At 41.3% G+C, this 20,556-nt stretch carries 18 protein-coding genes; 10 read left to right on the top strand and 8 right to left on the bottom strand.

What is annotated here, in order from left to right; translation table 11 throughout:
* Positions 1-3 precede the first annotated feature (3 nt).
* The 4 genes from G3O08_RS03750 to G3O08_RS03735 all read right to left on the bottom strand — a co-directional run bounded on the left by G3O08_RS03750 (position 4) and on the right by G3O08_RS03735 (position 6,027).
* Positions 4-4,356 carry a CusA/CzcA family heavy metal efflux RND transporter gene (locus G3O08_RS03750; protein WP_163283342.1) on the bottom strand — a complete coding sequence of 1,451 codons (4,353 nt, stop codon included), beginning with the start codon at positions 4,354-4,356 and terminating at the stop codon, positions 4-6.
* 68 nt (positions 4,357-4,424) lie between these two features.
* A complete protein-coding gene (locus G3O08_RS03745) occupies positions 4,425-4,724 on the bottom strand; it encodes a hypothetical protein (protein ID WP_163283341.1) in 300 nt (99 codons plus the stop codon).
* A gap of 90 nt (positions 4,725-4,814) precedes the next feature.
* The gene (locus tag G3O08_RS03740; RefSeq protein ID WP_163283340.1) at positions 4,815-5,735 is read right to left on the bottom strand and encodes an oxidoreductase; all 921 of its coding nucleotides are present in this window, start codon (positions 5,733-5,735) and stop codon (positions 4,815-4,817) included.
* 64 nt (positions 5,736-5,799) lie between these two features.
* Positions 5,800-6,027 (bottom strand): DUF3820 family protein, encoded by a 228-nt coding sequence (locus G3O08_RS03735; protein WP_163283339.1) that lies wholly within the window; start codon positions 6,025-6,027, stop codon positions 5,800-5,802.
* Between the two features lie 318 nt (positions 6,028-6,345).
* On the opposite strand from G3O08_RS03735, the gene G3O08_RS21650 reads away from it, so the two are divergent.
* The gene (locus tag G3O08_RS21650) at positions 6,346-6,792 is read left to right on the top strand and encodes a YqaE/Pmp3 family membrane protein (protein WP_317164024.1); all 447 of its coding nucleotides are present in this window, start codon (positions 6,346-6,348) and stop codon (positions 6,790-6,792) included.
* Between the two features lie 597 nt (positions 6,793-7,389).
* Here G3O08_RS21650 and G3O08_RS03725 read toward each other — a convergent pair.
* Positions 7,390-10,641 (bottom strand): S41 family peptidase, encoded by a 3,252-nt coding sequence (locus G3O08_RS03725; RefSeq protein WP_163283338.1) that lies wholly within the window; start codon positions 10,639-10,641, stop codon positions 7,390-7,392.
* Positions 10,642-10,826: 185 nt separating this feature from the next.
* On the opposite strand from G3O08_RS03725, the gene G3O08_RS03720 reads away from it, so the two are divergent.
* On the top strand, positions 10,827-11,357 hold the full coding sequence (locus tag G3O08_RS03720) for a methylated-DNA--[protein]-cysteine S-methyltransferase (RefSeq protein WP_163283337.1): 531 nt from the start codon (positions 10,827-10,829) through the stop codon (positions 11,355-11,357).
* Positions 11,358-11,517: 160 nt separating this feature from the next.
* Here the strand turns inward: G3O08_RS03720 and G3O08_RS03715 are convergent, their stop codons facing one another.
* From G3O08_RS03715 to G3O08_RS03705, 3 genes are all read right to left on the bottom strand, one after another.
* The gene (locus tag G3O08_RS03715; RefSeq protein ID WP_163283336.1) at positions 11,518-13,572 is read right to left on the bottom strand and encodes a TonB-dependent receptor; all 2,055 of its coding nucleotides are present in this window, start codon (positions 13,570-13,572) and stop codon (positions 11,518-11,520) included.
* A 4-nt stretch (positions 13,573-13,576) separates the two neighbouring features.
* Positions 13,577-14,404 carry a FixH family protein gene (locus G3O08_RS03710; protein WP_163283335.1) on the bottom strand — a complete coding sequence of 276 codons (828 nt, stop codon included), beginning with the start codon at positions 14,402-14,404 and terminating at the stop codon, positions 13,577-13,579.
* Positions 14,405-14,566: 162 nt separating this feature from the next.
* The gene (locus tag G3O08_RS03705; RefSeq protein ID WP_163283334.1) at positions 14,567-14,938 is read right to left on the bottom strand and encodes a hypothetical protein; all 372 of its coding nucleotides are present in this window, start codon (positions 14,936-14,938) and stop codon (positions 14,567-14,569) included.
* Positions 14,939-15,046: 108 nt separating this feature from the next.
* Here G3O08_RS03705 and G3O08_RS03700 point away from each other — a divergent pair, with 108 nt between their 5' ends.
* From G3O08_RS03700 to G3O08_RS03665, 8 genes are all read left to right on the top strand, one after another.
* A complete protein-coding gene (locus G3O08_RS03700) occupies positions 15,047-15,259 on the top strand; it encodes a hypothetical protein (protein ID WP_163283333.1) in 213 nt (70 codons plus the stop codon).
* A gap of 631 nt (positions 15,260-15,890) precedes the next feature.
* The gene (locus G3O08_RS03695) at positions 15,891-16,082 is read left to right on the top strand and encodes a cold-shock protein (RefSeq protein ID WP_163283332.1); all 192 of its coding nucleotides are present in this window, start codon (positions 15,891-15,893) and stop codon (positions 16,080-16,082) included.
* Positions 16,083-16,265: 183 nt separating this feature from the next.
* Complete coding sequence (locus G3O08_RS03690; protein ID WP_163283434.1) at positions 16,266-16,700, top strand: RrF2 family transcriptional regulator; 435 nt, start codon at positions 16,266-16,268, stop codon at positions 16,698-16,700.
* 86 nt (positions 16,701-16,786) lie between these two features.
* Positions 16,787-17,098: a hypothetical protein gene (locus tag G3O08_RS03685; protein ID WP_163283331.1), complete on the top strand. Its 312-nt coding sequence runs from the start codon at positions 16,787-16,789 to the stop codon at positions 17,096-17,098.
* Positions 17,091-17,525, top strand: coding sequence for a group III truncated hemoglobin (locus G3O08_RS03680; RefSeq protein WP_239540923.1), 435 nt, complete (start codon positions 17,091-17,093; stop codon positions 17,523-17,525). Before G3O08_RS03685 ends, G3O08_RS03680 begins: the two co-directional genes overlap by 8 nt.
* Positions 17,525-17,968 (top strand): hypothetical protein, encoded by a 444-nt coding sequence (locus G3O08_RS03675; RefSeq protein ID WP_163283330.1) that lies wholly within the window; start codon positions 17,525-17,527, stop codon positions 17,966-17,968. Before G3O08_RS03680 ends, G3O08_RS03675 begins: the two co-directional genes overlap by 1 nt.
* A 62-nt stretch (positions 17,969-18,030) precedes the next feature.
* Positions 18,031-18,765, top strand: a complete 735-nt coding sequence (gene ric, locus G3O08_RS03670; protein WP_163283329.1) for an iron-sulfur cluster repair di-iron protein — start codon at positions 18,031-18,033, stop codon at positions 18,763-18,765.
* A 491-nt stretch (positions 18,766-19,256) separates the two neighbouring features.
* Positions 19,257-20,537 carry a Glu/Leu/Phe/Val family dehydrogenase gene (locus G3O08_RS03665; RefSeq protein ID WP_163283328.1) on the top strand — a complete coding sequence of 427 codons (1,281 nt, stop codon included), beginning with the start codon at positions 19,257-19,259 and terminating at the stop codon, positions 20,535-20,537.
* Positions 20,538-20,556: the final 19 nt, after the last annotated feature.

The raw sequence follows: 20,556 nt of genomic DNA, 5'->3' as shown, positions 1-20,556 counted from the left end.
TTCTTAACGTCCTATTAAATAATCGAGCTTTATAAGTGCCTGATTATAAGAATTCAATGTTTCTAAATAATTTTGTTTAATCTCTAATGCCTGATTTAAATTCTGGAAGTACTCTATATAATCTATCGCACCACCTTTAAAGCTTTTGGTTGCATTTTCAATAATTAAATCGGCTTGTGGAACGGCCGAGTTCTTATAGTAGTTTAAGCTTCCGCGAAATTTTTCGATTTCAAATAGCTGCTTTCTATAGGCACCTTCCAAAGCTTGGCGTACATAAAATGCATCCGATTCGGCTATCTTACCTCTCAAAGTGGCTTTCTTAATCTCTGCTTTCTGGGCGCTAAAAAATAGTGGAATACCAATTCCTGCGTTTATGCCATCATAACGATCAGAAGAAGTTGCGATATTTCCGGATTCAGTGGGTATGCCCATTAACGATTGATTAAAATAACCAACCGACAAATGTGGAAGCATCTTAGCCGATTCAACAGATTTTTCAGCTTCTGCAACTTGCCATTCCAGTTCTATTCTTGCCAGAATGGGGTTTGAATCAACTGCCATTTCCATTCCGCCGTATTCCATAATCGTATCCGGATTAAAAACCAGACGGGAAGTATCGTTAAGCAGAATTCGCAAGTTTTGAATCGTGATATCAACATCTGCTGCGATCATATTCAACTGGTTATCAACGTCATTTACCCGCATGTCGGCACTGGTTTTTTCTAATAGCGATGTGGCGTTGGTTTCATAGCGAATTCGTGCAGCACGGGAAAACTCGGTAAATAGTTCATTCTGATATTCCAATAAATCGTGTCTGGCGTTGAGATATGCCAGGTCGTACCATGCTTGGCGCACATTTCGGGTTAGCTCGTTTTTCTCAATGGCCAGATCGAGCTCGCTGCCATCTAATTGTATTTTAGCCAGTTTGCGCTGGCTGCTATACACGGTGGGGAAAGCAAGCTTTTGCTGGATTGAAAATGAAAAATCATTCTCATAACTGTTGTACTGGCCGTATTGGACGCCGAAATCTGCTTGTGGAATATTCAGCGCCGATTTTTTTCCGAGTTCCGATATTTCCACATTGTATCTTGCCGCCTGCATTTTTCCATTGTTTTTTATGGCAATAGAAATGGCTTCTTCCACATGTTTAACACTTTCAGGAGTTTGTCCTACCGCACTATTGGCGGAAGCCAAAACCACAACTCCTGCAAGAGCCGCTGTTACAAACCGTTTCGGCACACGCACTTGAGCCGATCTTGTTTCAACCCACTTATACAGAATGGGAAGCACAAAAAGGGTGAGGAGAGTTGCACTGATCATTCCACCGATTACCACGGTTGCAAGCGGCCGCTGTACTTCTGCACCTGCCGATGACGAAATAGCCATTGGCAAAAAGCCCAGAATATCTGTAAGCGCGGTAAGCATAATGGGTCTTATTCTTCGCAAAGAACCTTTCACAATGCGCTCATTTACATCGGTCATACCTTCATCTTTTAGCTCATTCCAGCCGCTTATCAGCACCAGCCCATTGAGCACTGCTACTCCAAAAAGGACAATAAAGCCAATACCGGCTGAAATACTAAATGGCATATCGCGAATCCACAGCGCAAAAATCCCACCTATGGCGGCAAGTGGAATAGCGATGTAAATCATAGTGGTTTGCTTGATAGATCGAAGCGCAAAGAAAATGAGAATGAAAATCAAGGCCAGAGCCAGCGGCACCACAATTTTTAAGCGATTGGCTGCTCTTTCTAAGTTTTCGAAAGCACCGCCGTAGCGGATATAGTAACCCGGTGCGAGTTCCAAATCGGCATCGAGACGCGCCTGAATATCGGTAACAACAGATTGCACGTCACGCCCGCGCACGTTCACTCCCACGTAAGTTCTCCGATTTGTGTTGTCGCGGCTTATCTGCATGGGGCCGGGCTCGTAGGTAATATGAGCCACTTCGCGAAGCGGAATTTTTGAACCATTCGGAATACTGACGTAAGTATTTTGCAAATCTTCTATCCCACTGCGGTGGCGTTCATCAAATCTTACCACCAGGTCAAACCGCTTTTCGCCTTCAAAAATCTGTCCGGCAACACCACCGGCAAAAGCGGTTTCTATCAGTTGATTTAAATCAGAAATATTCAATCCATACTGCGCGAGTTTATACCTGTCATAACGCACCGTCATTTGCGGAAGCCCGTCGGTGGCTTCTACTTTCATGTCGCCAATACCTGGAATATCTGCTATTAATCGGCCTATTTCTTCAGCTTTCGCTGACAGAACATCCAGATCTTCGCCAAAGAGTTTTATCGCCACATCTTCGCGCACACCGGTTAAGAGTTCGTTAAACCGCATTTCAATGGGTTGTGTAAACTCAAAGTTCACACCCGGTACTTGGCTTACTACGGTTTTCATTTTTTCAACCAGCTCTTCTTTCGTCTCTGCAGAAACCCATTTGCTTCTGGGTTTTAAAATCACAATGCAATCTGCCACGTCCATCGGCATAGGGTCTGTGGGTACATCGGCCACGCCTATTCTGCTCACCACGTGTTTTACTTCCGGAAAATTTTCCATCAGTAGTTTTTCAATTTTCGTAGTGGCATCTATTGTTTCGCTTAAAGCGCTACCCGGGTTTACAATGGCGTGAAATGCCAGATCGCCTTCATCAAGCTGAGGTATAAATTCGCCGCCAAGGCGCGAAAAAATAAACACAGAAACTCCTAAAAGTACAACCGCAGAAATAACTATTAATTTACTGTGATTTAAAGCTTTAACCAATAACGGACTATAGAAATTTCCAACTTTTTTTACAAACTTGTCTCCATAAGATTTCTTTTCACTTTTGCTTCGGCGAAGAAACCAGGCCGACATCATAGGTACGTAAGTAAGACAGAGGATTATAACACCAACCATCGCAAACATAAATGTGAGTGCCATAGGTCGAAACATCTTGCCTTCTACACCTTCAAGCGCGAGAATTGGAATGAAAACGATGAGAATAATAAGCTGACCAAAAAAGGCAGCATTCATCATTTTTGACGAAGATTTAATAGCAACTTCATCGCGCTCTTCTGCATTTAACTTCCGTTTTTTATAAAACTTGTCGTGAATCAGAAATACCGTTCCTTCTACAATTATCACCGCGCCATCTACAATTATTCCAAAGTCAATTGCTCCCAGGCTCATCAGGTTTGCCCAAACATCAAACACATTCATGAGGATAAATGCAAAAAGCAAAGACAGCGGAATGGTAGAAGCTACAATTAAGCCGCCACGCCAATTTCCCAAAAGGAAAACCAGAACGAAAATAACAATCAGTGCACCGAGTATCAGGTTTTCGCTAACTGTACCTGTAGTTCTTGCAATCAGTGTGCTACGGTCTAAGAATGGTTCAATTGAAACCCCTTCAGGAAGTGACTTCTGAATTTCTACAATTCTATCCTGCACGGCTTTAATTACATCGTTGCTATTTGCTCCCTTCAGCATCAGCATCATGCCACCCACAGCTTCTCCCTGACCGTCTTTGGTAAGCGCGCCGTAGCGGATAGCTGTGCCAAATTGCACTTGGGCAACATTGCCGATGGTAATAGGAAGTCCGTTTCTGGTAGTAATAACTATTTTTTCAATGTCTTCAAGGCTTCTTGCTAAGCCTTCGCCACGAATGAAATTAGCATAGTGATCTTTCTCAATATAAGCGCCACCCGTGTTTTGGTTATTGGCTTCGAGCGCTTCAAAAACATCAGAAACGCTAAGGTCGATTGCGTTTAACTCATCGGGATTTATTGCAACTTCATATTGTTTTATGTTTCCACCAAAAGCATTGACTTCTACAACGCCGGGCACCATGGCCATTTGCCTGCGAATAATCCAATCTTGAAAGGTGCGTAAATCGCTTAATGAATATGCATCTCGAAAAGCCGAATCTACCTGTAGGGTGTATTGATATATCTCACCTAAGCCGGTAGATATTGGCCCCATTTCGGGTGTGCCAAAGCCGGCGGGAATGTCGCCTTGAACCTCTACAAGCTTTTCGGAAACGAGTTGCCTCGGGAGATATGTTTCCATATCATCTTCAAAGACAACGGTAACCACTGAAAGGCCAAATCGCGAGACAGAGCGAATTTCTATTACACCAGGAAGATTTGCCATGGCAACCTCTACAGGATAGGTTACAAATTGCTCAATATCAATGGTTCCCAGATTTGGAGCTTGGGTAATGACCTGAACTTGATTGTTGGTAATGTCGGGTACGGCGTCAAGTGGCACTTTGGTGATGCTCCAAATACCTGCGGCTATCCAGACGAGCGTCATCAGGCCAATTATGAGCTTATTCTTTACAGAAAAAGCAATAATATTATTTATCATGAAATAAGAATTTAATTCAACAAGAAGAAGCGGAGTGAATCAGACAGACCACTCCATAAAAAGTTGAATTATGCTCTTGGCGGCTTGAATAAACCTTGCAGGTGAGACGAGCTCGACTGATTTTGATAAAAACTAATGTGTGCAGCGGGCTCTATAAGGGTTTCAACTTCAAAAGTCGAAATTTCAGAATACGCATTTATGTGGTGGCAGTGGCACATACAGTGAGAATTACTGTCGGTATGCTGATGCTGCGGCTCGTTGTCGTGATCCGTATCGGCGCATTCTACCTGCACTTCGGTATGAAAGCTGTCAACGATGCAGGGCATAAAGCTTAAGCCTGAAAGATAAACCATAAATATGACAGCCAAAATTTTCACAATTGCAAATATAGGAATCCCTATGTTAAAAAACCTGATTTAAAATGAAAACGATGGTTACATCAAAAATTTAGGCTAAGCTTAATCTAAATAGGAAACTCCAACAAGTTGTTCAGAGAGAGCCCAAAGGCGGTCTGCGGTGGCTTCATCTTTTGATTTTTTGTGTGAGTCAACAACAACCGGTTTCCCCTTATACTCATCGTTTCCGTCGGGGCCTACGTAAGTGCCTCCAGATAAGGAAAGATCGAGAGCCGCACGCAAGGTGGGTTGCGCTCCATTTTTAGCACTTTGAGCTAAAAACGGTACAATAATCGGAGAAAGAAATTGTATAATCCAAGGCAAATACCGCGCAAGTTCGGTGTCAGAAATTCCCGGGTGGGCAGCTAGAGATTTTATCGGGCTCTTTTTTTCGCGTAAGCGCCTGTCAAGCTCATACGCAAACATAAGGCAGGCGAGCTTGCTCTGGCCGTAGGCTTTGCGTTTATCGTATTTCGACTTAAAGTTTAAATCGTCAAAATAAATATCGCCCCAGTCGTGGGCAATGCTGCTCAGTGAGATAACTCTTGCCGAAGGCGCTGCTTCAAGTTTGCGCATTAACAAACCGGTCAGTAAAAAATGCCCTAAATAATTGGCTTCAAACTGGAGTTCGAAACCATCTTTGGTAACAGTATAAGGCGGCATCATTACACCGGCATTATTTATCAGCAGGTCTAATGAAGAAAATTCCAAATTAAATTGAGATGCAAATTTCCGAACAGATTCCAGGCTGGCGAGGTCGATTTTCATTACGCGCAATCTGGCATTTGGAAATTCTTCCAGGATTTTCGCCTTGGCCGTATTCGCCTTTTGAGAATTGCGACAAGCCATAATAACTTCTGCGCCTTTTGCTGCCAGTTCTTTGGTGGTTTCAAAACCTAAACCAGTATTGGCTCCGGTTACAATTGCGCGTGTCCCCTCTAAAGAAGGAGCATCGGCAGAAGTCCAATTTTTATTTTCACTCATTCATTTTCTTTTAGAATAAGTAAAACAGCATAAACGACTATTGGTTTACACTTGAAGTGAAATCTCAGCTATGCAGCTTTTTCAATTTCCAGATTAACTCTTCCAGACCATTTAATTTTATTTCGTAGACGGTTTCCATAAGTACGCCCAGTTTTCCTTTTGGAAATTCTTTTCGTTTAAACCATTCCAGATACGATACCGGCAAATCTGCAAGTATGTAACCTTCGAATCGACCGAAAGGCATTTTCATAGTCACTATCTCCTTGAGTAATTTGGGCTTAAATTCATTCACTTTGCAAAGCTAGTTAACTTGTTGGATATTTTTCATTATGGGGTCTAAAAGCTAGTGTCAAAAAGCTGTGTCAAAATCGAGATTTTTGAACAAAACGCGTTTCATACTGGTTGTAATAATTAATTCAAATAACTAAAATTATACTATATGAAAACTTCTTTACTCTCATTCTCCGCATTCGCATTGATCATCTGTTTAATAAGCAGCTGTAGCACTAGTTCTGACCTTACAAGTTCTTCAATCATAAAGAAGCGACGCTATTTGAAGGGTTACCAGGTTGATATAAAAGGAACCCAGAAAGCGGATGAGAAAGCTAAAGTGGCTACAGCGAAAATGGAAAATGTTCAACCAAATGAAATTGTTCGGGAACAGTCTCCGGTGTTGGCGCAAGCTTCAACTTCTAACGAAATCACCGAAGCGGATGTAAAAAGCCCTTCCGTATTTTCTGCGCCTGAAAAATCAGAAACTTTAGGTAACCGCACCGAAAAAGCTATTAATACTATTGATTCAGAAAGGAAAGCCGATAAAAAGACAAAAAGCAATCTCTCTAATAAAAAGCTAAGAAGCAAAGCTGTAAGTGCTGTGCCACAAGCAGGTGAAGCAAATATGGTTCTTTATATCATCTTGGCAATTATTTTGCCTCCACTGGCGGTTGGGTTATTGTACGGAATAGGAACAGAATTTTTAATAAGCCTTGTGTTAACTCTTTTATTCTTTTTACCTGGAGTGATATATGCGCTTATAATGGTTCTCAAAAAAGGATAATTCTAAACTAAGCACCTGATCAAACGAAAAAGCTTTGTTCTGCGAGCGATCAATTTCTGATTTCTCAAGTAGAACAAAGCTTTTTTTATGTTTGAAAATTCAAACAGTCAGATGCTGGTTTTGAAATCCTTCCAAGTACTTAAGGCTTGCAAGCGGGCCAATAATAAAGCCTTTCGGCACTTATCGGTAAACTAAATTTCTATAAACATCGCCGGAGTAAATTGACTTTCCATATTTAGATCTTACAGATTTCTGAACATCAACGCCTTCCCGCACCCTATCCCTAAAGGGCACCATCGCACACATCTTATAACGGACAAGTTCTATTCATAAAAAGGCCTTCTCACAACACTCTGTAGGCTATCCGAAATAAAGCTTTTCCTGAAACGCCAATCTGTGCGATGGATGCTACCCTTTAGGCGATGTGCTGAGCTTGTCGAAGTAGGCTGGGGGCGCGTGAAAGGCTTGTTAAGCAGTGATTTGAAGGAACTTAACAACCGTTTTCATTCGGAGAAAATCTAACAATCCCACGTTAAGTAATAATTACGCGAAGCCAATCATGTGAGAATCTCAAAAGATGCGCTGCATGAAGCGACTCTATTTTTTAGTCTCTTTCAGCAATTCTTCCACACCAGCCTCAAGTTGCTGATCAACACCTTTACTCGCTTGTCCCGGATCGTTACGCACTTCTATATCGGGCTGAAGCTCCTGGTTTTCCAGTAGTTCACCCGTTCTCACATCGCGCATACCAATCTGCGGTATTCCGAAAACGGTTCCGTCAAGCATTGTTTCCCACCAAACCGCAGTACCCGTTCCAGGCACCGGCATACCTATTAACTTCCCAATATTGAAGTACTTATAGGTATAGGGAAACATGTGGGCATCAGAATAATTGCTCTCGCTCATCAATACTGCCGATGGCTTTTGCCATTTGGCGAGTGGTTCTCCTCCCATATTGTCCTGTCCGCGTGGTACAAACTGCATGTACGGCTCACCGGAGAGGAAAGTCGCCAGATCGTCGTGGAGCCAGCCACCACCGTTAAAGCGGGTATCAACTATCAGCGCATCGCGGGTATTGTACTCGCCAAGCGCTTTACTATACACTTCTCTAAAGCTCTCTGAATTCATTCCGCGAACGTGGACATATCCAATTTTACCATCAGAAAGTCTGGTCGTTTCAGCTTCGCGTGTTTTTACCCAGCGCTCATAGGTAAGTTGGTTTTCATCACCCAAACTTATTGGCTCTACCACGTCATCCCAGTGCTTGCCGGTTTTTGGGTCCAAATATCTAATCAATATTTTGTCGCCTTCTTTTCTGTTCATTAACTGATAGAAAATTTCATTCGAATTAATTTCCTGCCCATTAATTTTATCGATTATCGTCCCACTTTTCACTTCCGCTTTTTCGGTCAGCAATGGACTTTTGTCCATTACTTCTGCTATTCGCATTCCTTTGCCTTTATAATTCTGATCATAAAACACACCAAGTGAAGCCGTCTTATCATCAGTTGGTTCGCTATGCCGTGTACGCGCACCTGTATGCGAAGCGTTTATTTCGCCCAGCATTTCGCTAAGCATATCTGCAAAGTCAAACTGATTGTTAATATAGGGCAGAAAACGCTCGTAGTTTTCTTTGTACATCTGCCAATCTACATTATGCAAATCAGCCAGATAAAACTTGTCTTTAAATTGGCGCCAGGCGTGGTCAAACATATAAGCTCTTTCGGCATCGGCATTGAGGTTCATTTCTGCAGAAAATGCGATTGCCTCCTGTGAAGCGTCTTCGAGTTTTATTTTCAACAGGCCGCCATCTTTGCTTAAATAGATAAATTTTTCTTCTTCACCCAGTACAATATTTGAACCGTCTGCATTTAGTGTTACAAATATTTTGGTTTCTTTTTCCTTAAAGTTTGTTTTCCACAAGTCGCTTTTGTCGCCGGTGCTTGTGAGGTAATAGAGGTTTTCTCCTTCCTCGTCAAGCACAAAGTCAGATAGAAAGGACGAGAAAATGGTCAATTGTTTTTTTCTGTCCTGCAAGCCTTCCCATTCAATTTCCAATGGTTTTACAGGTTCTTTTTTATCTTCGTCTTTCTTTTTGTCTCTATCGGCTTCTTCTTTTTTCTCCTTTTCCTTTTCCTTATCTTCCTGATTTTCTTTCCAGAATGCGTAGTCGGCTTCGTCCATTGTAAACCGATAATAGGCATCGCGCGTTAAGAAAAGAGCAAATACGTCGCTTTGCGATCCCCAGCTGGCGTGGTTTCTATAGCCCTCCTTATCAGATGACCAATAAACCACTTCGCCTTTCATTCCAAATTTCGGACGTGAATTATCGTATCCACTTTTGCTCAAATCTTTGGGTGCTTCTTTGCCGCTGGCGTTTACCAGGCCTATCTGGCCGTTCCATCTATTGTTGTCAAAAAATTGAACCAAAAACCATTTGCTATCCGGCGACCAGGTATAGTATTGATCTCCATCAGAATAGCTGTAGTTGTATGCTCCCGGTAAGACTGTTCTTATTTCGCCCGAAGCGAGATTTTTTACACGCAAAGTGGTTCTGCTTTCCAGAAATGCAACTTCTTTATCGTCGGGCGAATAGCTTCCCTGAAAAGTCTCGGCATCTGTTTCTACAACCGGTTTTTCATTTATCAGCGTGGCATTGTAAAAGTACTTATCCTCTTTTCGGCCGAGTGAAGCCTCATAAATATTCCAGCTTTCATTGCGCTCTCCTGAGTATAGCAATTTGGTTCCATCGCTGTTAAAATTCAGATTGCGCTCCTGTTCCGGTGTATCTGTTATGCGTCGTGTAGATTTGTAATCGATAGAAGTTACAAACACTTCGCCACGTACGATAAAAGCTATCTCTTTGCCATTTGGCGAAACTGTAAAATCATCTACGTCGCCATTAATAAGTTTCACAACAGCTTCATTATATCTTCTGTCGGTATATAGTTGTACACCCACTTTTTCAGGCGCTTGTGGCGGAAGTTGAGTGTAGATCTCACCGTTATACCAGAAGCAAATCATTCCATTTTTGGCAATTGAAAGATCGCGTATGGGATGGTTTTCGAAACTGGTCATCTGCCGCAGATTGTCCATCTTGCCGTTTTTCACTGCCCCGCTCCACACATTAAAAGAGTCGCTGCGTTCAGACAGAAAATAAATTTCTTCATCGCTCAGCAAAACCGGATTTCTGTCTTCACCGTTCCAGGTAGTAAGTTGATTGTAAGTGCTATCCTTTACATTATACGACCATACGTCGCGGGTAACAGATGAAGTGTGGTGCTTGCGGTATTCATCTTCGTAGCCTTTCCGATCGTGGAAATAAATCAGCGAGCCCTCAGAATTGTATTGAGCAAGTTCGGCAGGAGTGGTCAAAACTTGATGCGTGCTTCCGCCAATTACCGACACTTCGTAAAGCTCTGAAAGTACCCGTGACGGGAAAAGTACAGATTTCACATCATCCTGACGTGTAGAGCCAAAAAGTACCTGCTTTCCATCGGGCGAAAAATCGTAAGGTGTATCTGGCGCACTGTAAAAAGTGAGTCGGGTAGGGGAGCCACCTTTTGCCGAAACTATAAAAACATCGTCGTTGCCGTAGCGATTGGAAGCAAAAGCCAGTGTGTCGCTGTTTGGATTCCACACCGGGTGACTTTCATAAGCATCATGAAGTGTAATCGGTCGCGCCTCGCCACCCGACATGGGTACTGTATAAATATCACCTTGATAAGAAAAGGCAATTGTTTTTCCGTCGGGAGATATAGCGGGATGCCGCATCCAGAGAGGTACGTCTTGAGAAAATGCTAAAAATGAAAATGATAGAAATAGGAGTGAGAGAATAAGATTTTTCATGAAAACTGGTTATTTTTACTTTGGTCAACCAAAAGAACTCAAAAAATTACGTCATCACCGATTTTTGGGAATTTTTATGGAAATGCGATACCCAACCACAAGCCTTCCCGATTTTGAATTGTAAATTGCAGCCGGAAACTTTTCCTGTTTCATTTTGACACACATATATCTCAAATCAAATCACCATGAACAAGATTTTTATTTCCAAATACAAAAGTCCATTTGGTGAGTTGATTGTTGGTAGCTATGACAATACCCTTTGCTTATGCGACTGGCGCTACCGAAAAATGCGTTCGGCAATTGACAATCGGATGAAATCAGAATTGAAATCGGAATTTGCAGATGGATGTTCAGTCGTTATTACCGAAACAATTGCACAGCTCGACGCCTATTTTGCAGGTGAGCGAAATGAATTTGATTTGCCTGTGCATCTTGTTGGTACTGATTTTCAAAAACAAGTTTGGAATGCCCTTATTCAAATTCCTTTTGGAAAGACGCTTTCGTATTCAGCACTTTCTGAAAAGCTTAATAATCCTGGTGCTATTCGTGCAGTAGCTTCCGCCAATGGAGCCAATGCTATTTCGATTATTGTACCCTGCCACAGAGTTATAGGCGCCGATGGAAGTTTAACCGGCTATGCTGGTGGCCTTCCGGCAAAAAAGAAATTGCTTATGCTTGAAGGAGCTTTTTTGACGGAGCAGATGGAACTTTTTTAATTAGCTGTAAGGGGTTAGCTTCAAGCTGCAAGATCACAACCAAATTTTGAAGCTTGTGGCTTACAGCTTGCGACTTAATTTCAGCCTTAAGCTTAAAACTATTCCTGCGGTTTCATTCAAGTATACCGCTCTCTTGCGGCTCGCAGCTTATAGCTTAAAGCTAAAAAGAGTAGCTCAAATTCAAATAAAAATTCCTGCCAGGCCGCGGTATTCCTCCCCAATCAAGGTGATCGTTGTATTTTGTGTCGAGCAAATTCTCAATCCCACCATTCGCCGAAAGGCTATTCTCTTTTATCTTAAACGTGTAGCCACCTCTTAAGTGCAAAAGGGCATAAGCAGGGCTTGCGGTTTCTCCAAAATCGGGGTTTAATCTGTTCTGTTCGGCGGCAGCTTCTACCTGAAAACTGGCATACGCAAATTCTGAAATAGTGTAATTTGCCGAAGTCATATTCTTTAGCGGCGACATAAGCGGCAGGGGAGTACCATCGCCGGTTTCGCCATAAGAATACGAGAATTGAGAAGAAAAATCTAATTTCTCAATTGGCTGATAAGTCAACAAAAGGCTAAGACCTGTAATAAGGGCATGATCAATATTCTCTGATATTTTAACTCCGTTTGAACCATGGGTCATCGGCAAAACATCAGGATCGATTTTTCCAAGAATATAGTCGTACATCTGGTAGTAAAATGCGGAGGCGCCGAGAGACAATTTCTGGTTCGGTTCAAGGTTCATTCCCAAATCTCCCTGAAGGGCTTTTTCATTCTTTAAAGCCACATTTCCAATGTAGTCAAATCCATCGTAAGCATTGAAGATGTAAAAGGCGTATTGCTCGGTAACTGAAGGTGCCCTTTCGGTGTAGCCGGCTGTTATCCAGGCTTTAACAAATCTAGACAGCGTGCGCTGATAGGTAGCACTTACCGATGGCATTATGCGGTGATCAACTCCCGAAAGATCTTGATTAAAAACACTTGCCTGATCAATTCCAAATTGGCTGCGAACGGTATTTGCCAGAATGTCTAAACGTGCGTTTACACGAATTAAATCAAGGTCTGTTAATTGGATTTGATCTTGAATATACCCACCGAAATTGAGTTTATCAACATCGGGCCAGGTGAGCATAAACATAGCGGCTTCTTCTGCCGGATACATGGTCATTTCGGCACGTGAATTATTAAAATAACCATCTACCCGAGCTGATATTTTATGCTTTTTTAATGACATTTCGGCATCTGCAAAACCACCCAGAGTTTTTGTCCATCCCGGCATATCCATGTGCATAAAAACCTCCGGTCGTTTGGTGTCATCCATGGCGTGGTTTACAGTATTGGCGTAAGCCTTAAAGGTAAGTTTATCAATAAACTCGCTTTGGGGATAGCGCTGATAGGTAAGACCGTAAATGCGCGCTTTGGCATAGCCCACATCCATAGGAAGTGCCGGATAACCAATGTTATACCCTTCGTCTATAATTACATCGAAGCTGATTAGATCGCGATCTGTTGGCATATATTTTCCCGAAAAGGCACCATTCCATTTTTCGTAATACGAAAACGGCACTTCTTCTCCGCCACCTGCTTTGTAGCTATCGTTTTTTCGATAAACCCCATTTGCATTAATAGCCCACTTCTCACCACTTTTATTGATCGAAAGCAAGCCATCAATACCATTGGCAACAGAATTGAATCCTGCGCCTACTTCGCCTGTCCATTCCTTCGTGCTGCTGATTGTAGCACCTGCAGTTTCCATATTGATTGATCCGGCAATCGAAGAACCGTATTTGCCACCGGAGGCCCCATTGTGAATGGTGAAGTTTTTGAGATTGTTAGGTTCTACATAGCTCGTTACTGGATCCATTTTATCTGTGCAAGCACCAAATATTTTCATTCCATCTATAGTCAGGTTCATTCTGTCTGACCCCATTCCATTAAGGATAGGTTCAAAAGCAAAGTTCCCGCGTTTTATCATATCAATTCTACCGCTGCGCGCCAGAATTTTATCTGTGGTATTGAAGCGATCATCGGCGTAAGATTTTGCAGTTGGATTTTCGCAAGTGCATTCACCTACACATTCGCAGGCATGGCGCACTTCAATTTCTTGAACAGAGAATACCTGATTTGTGATATCGCCTTTTGTAAAAAATTTCAATGTATCTTCATCCTGCGCCTGTGCCAGGGCACAAACGCAGGCAAGAAGAATTGTTGTTAAAGCTATTTTCATTGCTTCATAAGGTGATGTCGAAAAAACCGGTGGTGTCTTTTGAAGTGGTTCCATCGTAAATGTCAAGATTAATTCTCCACATTCCGGTCATTGTAAAGTTTACTTTTCCTTTATAATGGCCGTTTCCAATACTTACAGGATTTACGTTATTGGGTGATCCATGTCCCATTGAAGGCATTTCAGGATCGATACTTACTGAGTAGTCATTTACCGGTGTGAAGTTCATTCCTGTAATGCGCTCGTGAATGGTAATTTCCATATCATTTACGCCAACTTTTGGGTTTTGGGGATGCAAGTATGAAATAATCAGGTTATTGGTGCTGTCAAGAGGTGTAATGACTCTGGTACGTGTCACGGCAGGTTGGGCAACCGATACCGGCACGGCGGCCGTTCCTTCTACGTCATTTGCCGGATCGTAAATAGTAACATTTAGCGTCCAGCCCATTTCTCCCGGCATTATAAAAACAACCGCGCCTTGATACATCCCTTCCGTAGCGGTATTGGATGTTGGGTTTTCGCGGGGAGCAGAGTGTACCATTGTGCCCATATTCATCATTGGAAGAATATCTACTGCTGCATTTGTTATGATATTGTTGCTTGCAGAGTCTTTTACTTCTACATAAATTTTGGTGTACTGTGCCATTAAGCTATCGGCTGCATAAATGTTTACGAGCATAGAGCCTACATCAGTATATGCAGAATTGATTAATATCAAATCGTTTGCAACCGGTTCGTTTATTGGCTCATCTGAATCGTCGTCAGAGGTGCAGCTTACAAATGTTGTGGCCATTAAAGCCAAGCCCATAAATAGGGCAGATGATGAAAATTTCATTTTTTGATATATTTATTGAGTGTACTATTAAAGTGATAATATATTGTGTTGTAACCAATTATCGTGATGCGCGACCTCCGGCCAGATTAACACCATAAGGCTGAAATACAATAGAAAAGGATTGCGCTTTGCAATGTAAAAAACGCAATAAGTAAAACTCAATTAACCCTGTGGAGGGTGAAAAATGGAATAGAAGGCACTAGAATAGTGCGGAATAATGTAACCGAAATTATGTGTAACTGGGGTAGCAATTTGTGCTAAGAATTCTGTTTCGGAAGGTGTAATGGTAAAAACCAGATTAAGAAACTCAACCCGTGATTGTGGTTTTTCAGAATGCGATTCTTCGTCGGCTTTAATTTGCTTTTCGAGATAGCATTTTCCGTTGCAATGCAGCTCTGGTTTTTCTTTATTAATGCAGAATAATGCAGTGATTGTTTCACGGTTAATTTCGAAGTTTAAAAGCGTCAGGCTCGTGCTTATCGATTGGGTAATAAGCACCAATATTAAACTAAATATGCCAACTAATCTTATCACTTCCGCGCTTAATTCAGCTTTTCGGTACAAAGGTATTATAAAGATTTGGAAAAATGGAGAATTATGATGTGGACAGCTTTTTGTGACAATTTATTTAAAAAAGTGCTTATGAAAAAGATTGTATCGGTAATACTATGGTCGCTCGCTTTGGCCTTGTGCTCATGTAGTAAAACGGTTTATATTGCTAGTGAACAACATATTACGGTGATTGACAAAAAAGGACAAACGAAAAAAAACCCAACAGAAAATGGTGGTGAAGCTCAGTTTCATGCGCCTCATTGTGTATGGCAATCGGGGGCGACCTTGGGAGGTGAGAGGTGATTCTGCTACAAAATGAGGACAATGGCAACGGTGATAGTTGAAACGAGAGAGATTTGTAAACTTGCTATTTGACGTGTATGCTATTGTGGGTTATTGAAAAATGGAAGATCATTTTCCGCGAAATATTTCAAAATTGCAACACTACCGGTGATATCTCTGCTAATATTTGGCAAGACGGGTTAAAACTTTCATTGACTTATCACACCGGATTTTTTCATTTACGGGTGCTGCAGGCTTTGTAAATCTTACCTATAACAACATTAGCGGAAGCTTAAACTTTGAAGATAAAGATCAGAGAGAATATTTCGGCAGAACCTGGTGTTAAGAAGCGTGGGGGGGTTGAGAAGGCAAAGCTATAAATTGCAATACTACATGAGAAGCTTCAATATGACCCCATTCAGATTTTCCTAAATCAAAAGATCTGATCAGTTTTGGTCTTAATTTTGGTTTTTAGAGGAAAGCCGCGCTTAAGCGCATTAAAATAAGTATTTTTGCCGCAACATATGTGATTTCAAAGATTTGAACAAACAAATTAAATTTGCATAAAAAGCAAAGAATTCAAAAAAAAGCTTGTTAGGTGGAATTATTGATTACATTTGCACTTTAAAATCATTATTTATAATCTATTACAATGAACAAAGGCACAGTAAAATTCTTCAACGAATCTAAAGGATTCGGATTTATTACAGAAGAAGGAACAAACAAAGAACATTTTGTACACATCTCAGGTCTGATCGACGAAGTTCGTGAAGGTGATGTTGTAGAATTTGAACTTAAAGAAGGAAAAAAAGGATTGAACGCAGTAGACGTACGAGTAGTATAATATTAGCATAGAACTTTTTAGTCTAAAGACCACGCCGAAAAGCGTGGTCTTTTTTTTTGCCAATTTTTGTTTGAGGTATATGTAGTGATCACAAAAACAAGTAATATTGTAGAATGAATTAAGTCGGATAAATTTGTCGGAAATGAACTATTGTTTTATATTTGTATTGGAATTTAGATTATGATGTTTTCAAAAGCATGCGAGTACGGAATTAAGGCGACCTTGTATATCTCTATGAAATCTCTTGATGACGAGCGTGTTAGTCTTAAAGATATAGCGAAAGGAATTGCTTCTCCGGAGGCCTTTACAGCCAAAATTCTTCAACAATTGGCTCGCAATGGATTGATAGATTCTCTAAAAGGACCTACAGGCGGTTTTAAAATACCACGCCAAAGATTAGTCGAAATTAAACTTATTGATATCGTAACTGCCATCGATGGCGACGCTATTTTTGTTGGGTGTGGCTTAGGTCTTAACGAATGCAATGCTGAAATGCCGTGCCCCGTCCACGATAAGTTTAAGGAGATAAGAGATGATCTGAAAAATATGCTTAGTGAAACGAGCATCTACGAACTTGCAACCGGGCTTGAAGTTGGCCTCACTTTTTTAAAGAGATAATATTAAAACACAAATGACCGCGCGAAACATAGCTCAAGTACTATAAAAGATAAAAAGGTCTATATATCAACATTAATATGAATACAATGACAGCAAAATCAGGATCAGTAACCGGTGATAATATTTTGACTCGCTGGTTCCACAATCAGGAAATCGTTTTTGAAGAATCTCGATTTGGAAGAATGGTTATCTTTCTTACAGCGCAGAGTTGCTTGGGATCTATAGCAGCCATGCTAGCGCTACAAAATCATGCGGGCGACTGGGCACTTATTACGGCTGCAGTAGTTACAATGTGGTCTAACTCTATGTTTATAGCACAGGCCAGTGCCAAATGGTGTTTGCTCATATTTTATTTGAGTCTGATTGTAAATGCCACGCTCATTCTCATCTATGTATAAAGATATGCAGGTTAAAACCGCTGGCACCGTGATAGTTTCACCAAAAGATATTCTTCAACTTGAGGATGTGAAAAAGCTTGTCGATGCGTTTTATGCCAAAATTCAAGCCGACGAGAAGCTTGGCGATATTTTTAATAGCGTTATCCAAAATCGATGGCCGGAGCATTTGGAGAAAATGGTTAGGTTTTGGCAAACCATTTTGCTGGGGGAACATACTTATTACGGAAGTCCGTTTAAGCCTCATGCCTCGCTACCGTTAGAAGTTGAACACTTTAACCAATGGCTGCATCTTTTTTACGAGACGATTGATGCCAACTTTGAAGGGGAAAAAGCTGAAGAAGCCAAATGGAGGTCTAAAAAAATGGCCGAAATGTTTCGCTTTAAGCTTGAGCATTATCGTGATAACCCAAGTAAAACCCTACTCTGATGATTTTGACAAAATTTCCGGTAGCAGTTATTTCCACTTTTCTGTGGATAGGCTTTGTGTGTGCAATTAGCTTTCTCGAAGCCTGGTTAAAATTTAGAGCTCCGGGCGTTACTCTTCCACTTGGATTAGGGATTGGACGGCTGGTATTTGGCGCGCTCAACAAAATAGAATGGGTTTTTGCAATAGCCATCATAGTAAATCTCTTATTTGTAAAAGGGAATAACCTCACACCAGGCTCCATATTATATTTTATACCGCTGGTGCTTTTAGCCATACAATCCTTTTGGCTGCTACCCGTGCTCGATACGCGGGCAGAAACTTATTTAAGCGGAGAAATTCCACCAGCATCTAACCTTCACTTCTACTACGTGGGAATGGAGTTCATTAAAGTGGGCTGTTTGCTCGCTTTTGGAATTGGTTTATTTAAAAAAGTAACACTCTAATTCATAAAATAAAAATCACAAGGTCTGAATTAAGAAACAGGACTTTTAAAAACAAGCAAAACATGAACGCAATACAAGAAAAAACAATCGGAGAATTTGTAGCCGAAGACTACCGCGCTGCGCAGGTGTTCAAGAAATACAATATTGACTTTTGTTGTAAAGGCAATAGAAGCATCAAAGAAGTGAGCGAAAAGAAAAATATTGATGCAGAAACGGTTTTCAGGGAACTTGAAGCAGTAAAACAAAACACCGGTAGCGAGACCACAGATTACAAAGCATGGCCAATAGATTTACTAGCCGACTATGTGGAAAAGCGCCACCACCGATATGTGGAAGAAAAAACGCCTACCATAAAAGCATTTCTGGATAAACTGTGCAAAGTTCACGGAGAGAGACATCCCGAATTATTTGAGATTACCAAAATTTTCAATGAATCGGCGGGAGATCTTGCTGCACACATGAAGAAAGAAGAGCTGATTCTCTTCCCGTTTATTCACAAAATGGTGAAAGCACAGCGCAGTGGTCAAGATATTGCTGCTCCACACTTTGGCACCGTAGAAAACCCTGTGAGTATGATGATGGATGAGCACACCGTTGAAGGAGAGCGATTTGCAGAGATTGCTGAACTTACAGACAACTATACGGCGCCTGCGGACGGATGTACTACGTATAATGTTACCTTCGCCATGCTAAGAGATTTTGAAGAAGATTTGCATCTTCATATCCATCTTGAAAACAACATCTTGTTTCCGAAAGCTATTGCTTTAGAGAAGCAGTTGAATAAGGAGATGGCCTAAACAAATTAATAGAGCTACAAACAAAAAAAGGGGTGGAGAGGTCTTCTGGCAGCTCTGCTCCTTTGTAGTTTTTTAGTCTACCGGCTTATTGATCTGCAATGTTTTTAACCCTCATTTTACAGCTAAATGAAGGATTCGTTTATTGCCTGAAAGTACGCCGATGATGCCATCGCCGAGATATCTGCCATTGAGGCTTCCGGGTATATGTGAAAACTGCTTGAATGCACCAACTTGAATTCTTAGAACAGAAAAAACGGTTTACTTTTGTGAAGAGCATGAAGTTGTGAACGACTATAATTCTGAATTGCGCTTTTCGTCGGCATTAGCAAGCATTTCCGGGCAAATTGAGCATCCCATGATTAAGGGAAATAATCAAGCACAGGAGCAAATTTATTCGTAATTTTGATATTAATTTGCAGGCTGCTTATTAATCTGAAAATTCAGCATTTTGATCGGCTTTCACTTTGAAAATATATAAATAAAAAAAACGAATGGTTGCTACTACAAAAAAGCTCAAAACGGGCATGTACGATAACGTAAAGCGGCAGTTTGAACACGCTGCTGATTTGATGAATTTAAATCCCAGTGTTCGAAAAATTTTGGCAAATACAAATACTGAGATCGTAGTTCACTTTCCGGTAAAAATGGACGATGGAAGCGTAGAAGTTTTAACGGGCTACCGCGTACAACACAACAATTCATTAGGGCCATACAAAGGTGGTTTGCGCTATCATCCTACAGTAGATATTGATGCAGCTCGCGCTCTTGCTACCTGGATGACTTGGAAAACATCTCTAGCGGGTCTTCCTTATGGTGGTGGTAAAGGTGGTATTCAAATCGATCCGAAGGACTACTCTGACAGTGAGCTTGAGCGAATAACACGTAGATTTACTTATGCTTTGGGCGATAATATTGGGCCGGAATACGACATTCCCGCTCCTGATGTAAATACTACCCCTCAAATGATGGCGTGGATTGCAGATACCTATATGTCAACTAAAGCAACTAACGAGCGCAGTAAAAACGCTCACGTTGTAACTGGTAAGCCGGTAGGTGCTGGTGGTTTGGAAGGAAGAGACCGCTCTACAGGTTTTGGAGTTGTTATAAGTATTGATCAATGGGCCAAACACAGAGATGTAGATCTAAAAGGTAAAAAATATATCGTTCAGGGTTTTGGAAATGTTGGATACTGGGCGTCTCATTTTATGGTTGAGAGAGGAGCAATCCTTATTGGAGTTCAAGATGCAAGTGGTTCTGTTTACAATCCAAATGGAATTGATCCTGAAGACCTGTCGAATTACGCGCTAAGCCACGATAACTTTATAAAAGGCTATACAAAAGCAGAAAGCTTCGAAAATGCAGATTTCTTTGGTATTGATTGCGACATTGTTATTCCGGCAGCAATGGGCAATCAAATCACTGGTGCAAATGCGAGCAGTATTAAGGCTATGATGATAGCTGAAGGCGCAAACGGCCCGCTTGATGTTGAAGCAGATGAAATTCTACTTGAGATGGGTGTTGATATTATTCCTGATATATACGCCAATTCAGGCGGGGTAATTGGGAGTTACTACGAGTGGTTGCAAAACAGAAATGGTGAGCTTTGGCTTCTCGATGAGGTGCTGGTAAAGCTTGAATCTAAAATGCAGCAGAGTTTTAAGAAAATTGTTGCTGTTGCAGACGAGCTTAAAACAGATTGGAGGAATGCAGCTTACGTTGTAGCAATTCGACGAATTGAACAGGCTTATCTACAGCGGGGAATTTTTCCATAAGTAGTGTCTGCCCATAAAG

The organism is Cryomorpha ignava, from assembly GCF_010686655.1.
GTDB classification, from domain to species: Bacteria; Bacteroidota; Bacteroidia; order Flavobacteriales_D; family Cryomorphaceae; genus Cryomorpha; species Cryomorpha ignava.
The sequence above is the reverse complement of the archived record's forward strand: the minus strand, read 5'-3'. Positions and strand labels throughout refer to the sequence as shown.

Coding starts and splice junctions, on each gene's coding strand:
- G3O08_RS03750 (WP_163283342.1), bottom strand. CDS start 4,356: ATGATAAATAATATTATTGCTTTTTCTGTAAAGAATAAGCTCATAATT.
- G3O08_RS03740 (WP_163283340.1), bottom strand. CDS start 5,735: ATGAGTGAAAATAAAAATTGGACTTCTGCCGATGCTCCTTCTTTAGAG.
- G3O08_RS03725 (WP_163283338.1), bottom strand. CDS start 10,641: ATGAAAAATCTTATTCTCTCACTCCTATTTCTATCATTTTCATTTTTA.
- G3O08_RS03720 (WP_163283337.1), top strand. CDS start 10,827: ATGAACAAGATTTTTATTTCCAAATACAAAAGTCCATTTGGTGAGTTG.
- G3O08_RS03715 (WP_163283336.1), bottom strand. CDS start 13,572: ATGAAAATAGCTTTAACAACAATTCTTCTTGCCTGCGTTTGTGCCCTG.
- G3O08_RS03710 (WP_163283335.1), bottom strand. CDS start 14,404: ATGAAATTTTCATCATCTGCCCTATTTATGGGCTTGGCTTTAATGGCC.
- G3O08_RS03700 (WP_163283333.1), top strand. CDS start 15,047: ATGAAAAAGATTGTATCGGTAATACTATGGTCGCTCGCTTTGGCCTTG.
- G3O08_RS03695 (WP_163283332.1), top strand. CDS start 15,891: ATGAACAAAGGCACAGTAAAATTCTTCAACGAATCTAAAGGATTCGGA.
- G3O08_RS03690 (WP_163283434.1), top strand. CDS start 16,266: ATGTTTTCAAAAGCATGCGAGTACGGAATTAAGGCGACCTTGTATATC.
- G3O08_RS03685 (WP_163283331.1), top strand. CDS start 16,787: ATGACAGCAAAATCAGGATCAGTAACCGGTGATAATATTTTGACTCGC.
- G3O08_RS03680 (WP_239540923.1), top strand. CDS start 17,091: ATGTATAAAGATATGCAGGTTAAAACCGCTGGCACCGTGATAGTTTCA.
- G3O08_RS03675 (WP_163283330.1), top strand. CDS start 17,525: ATGATTTTGACAAAATTTCCGGTAGCAGTTATTTCCACTTTTCTGTGG.
- ric (WP_163283329.1), top strand. CDS start 18,031: ATGAACGCAATACAAGAAAAAACAATCGGAGAATTTGTAGCCGAAGAC.
- G3O08_RS03665 (WP_163283328.1), top strand. CDS start 19,257: ATGGTTGCTACTACAAAAAAGCTCAAAACGGGCATGTACGATAACGTA.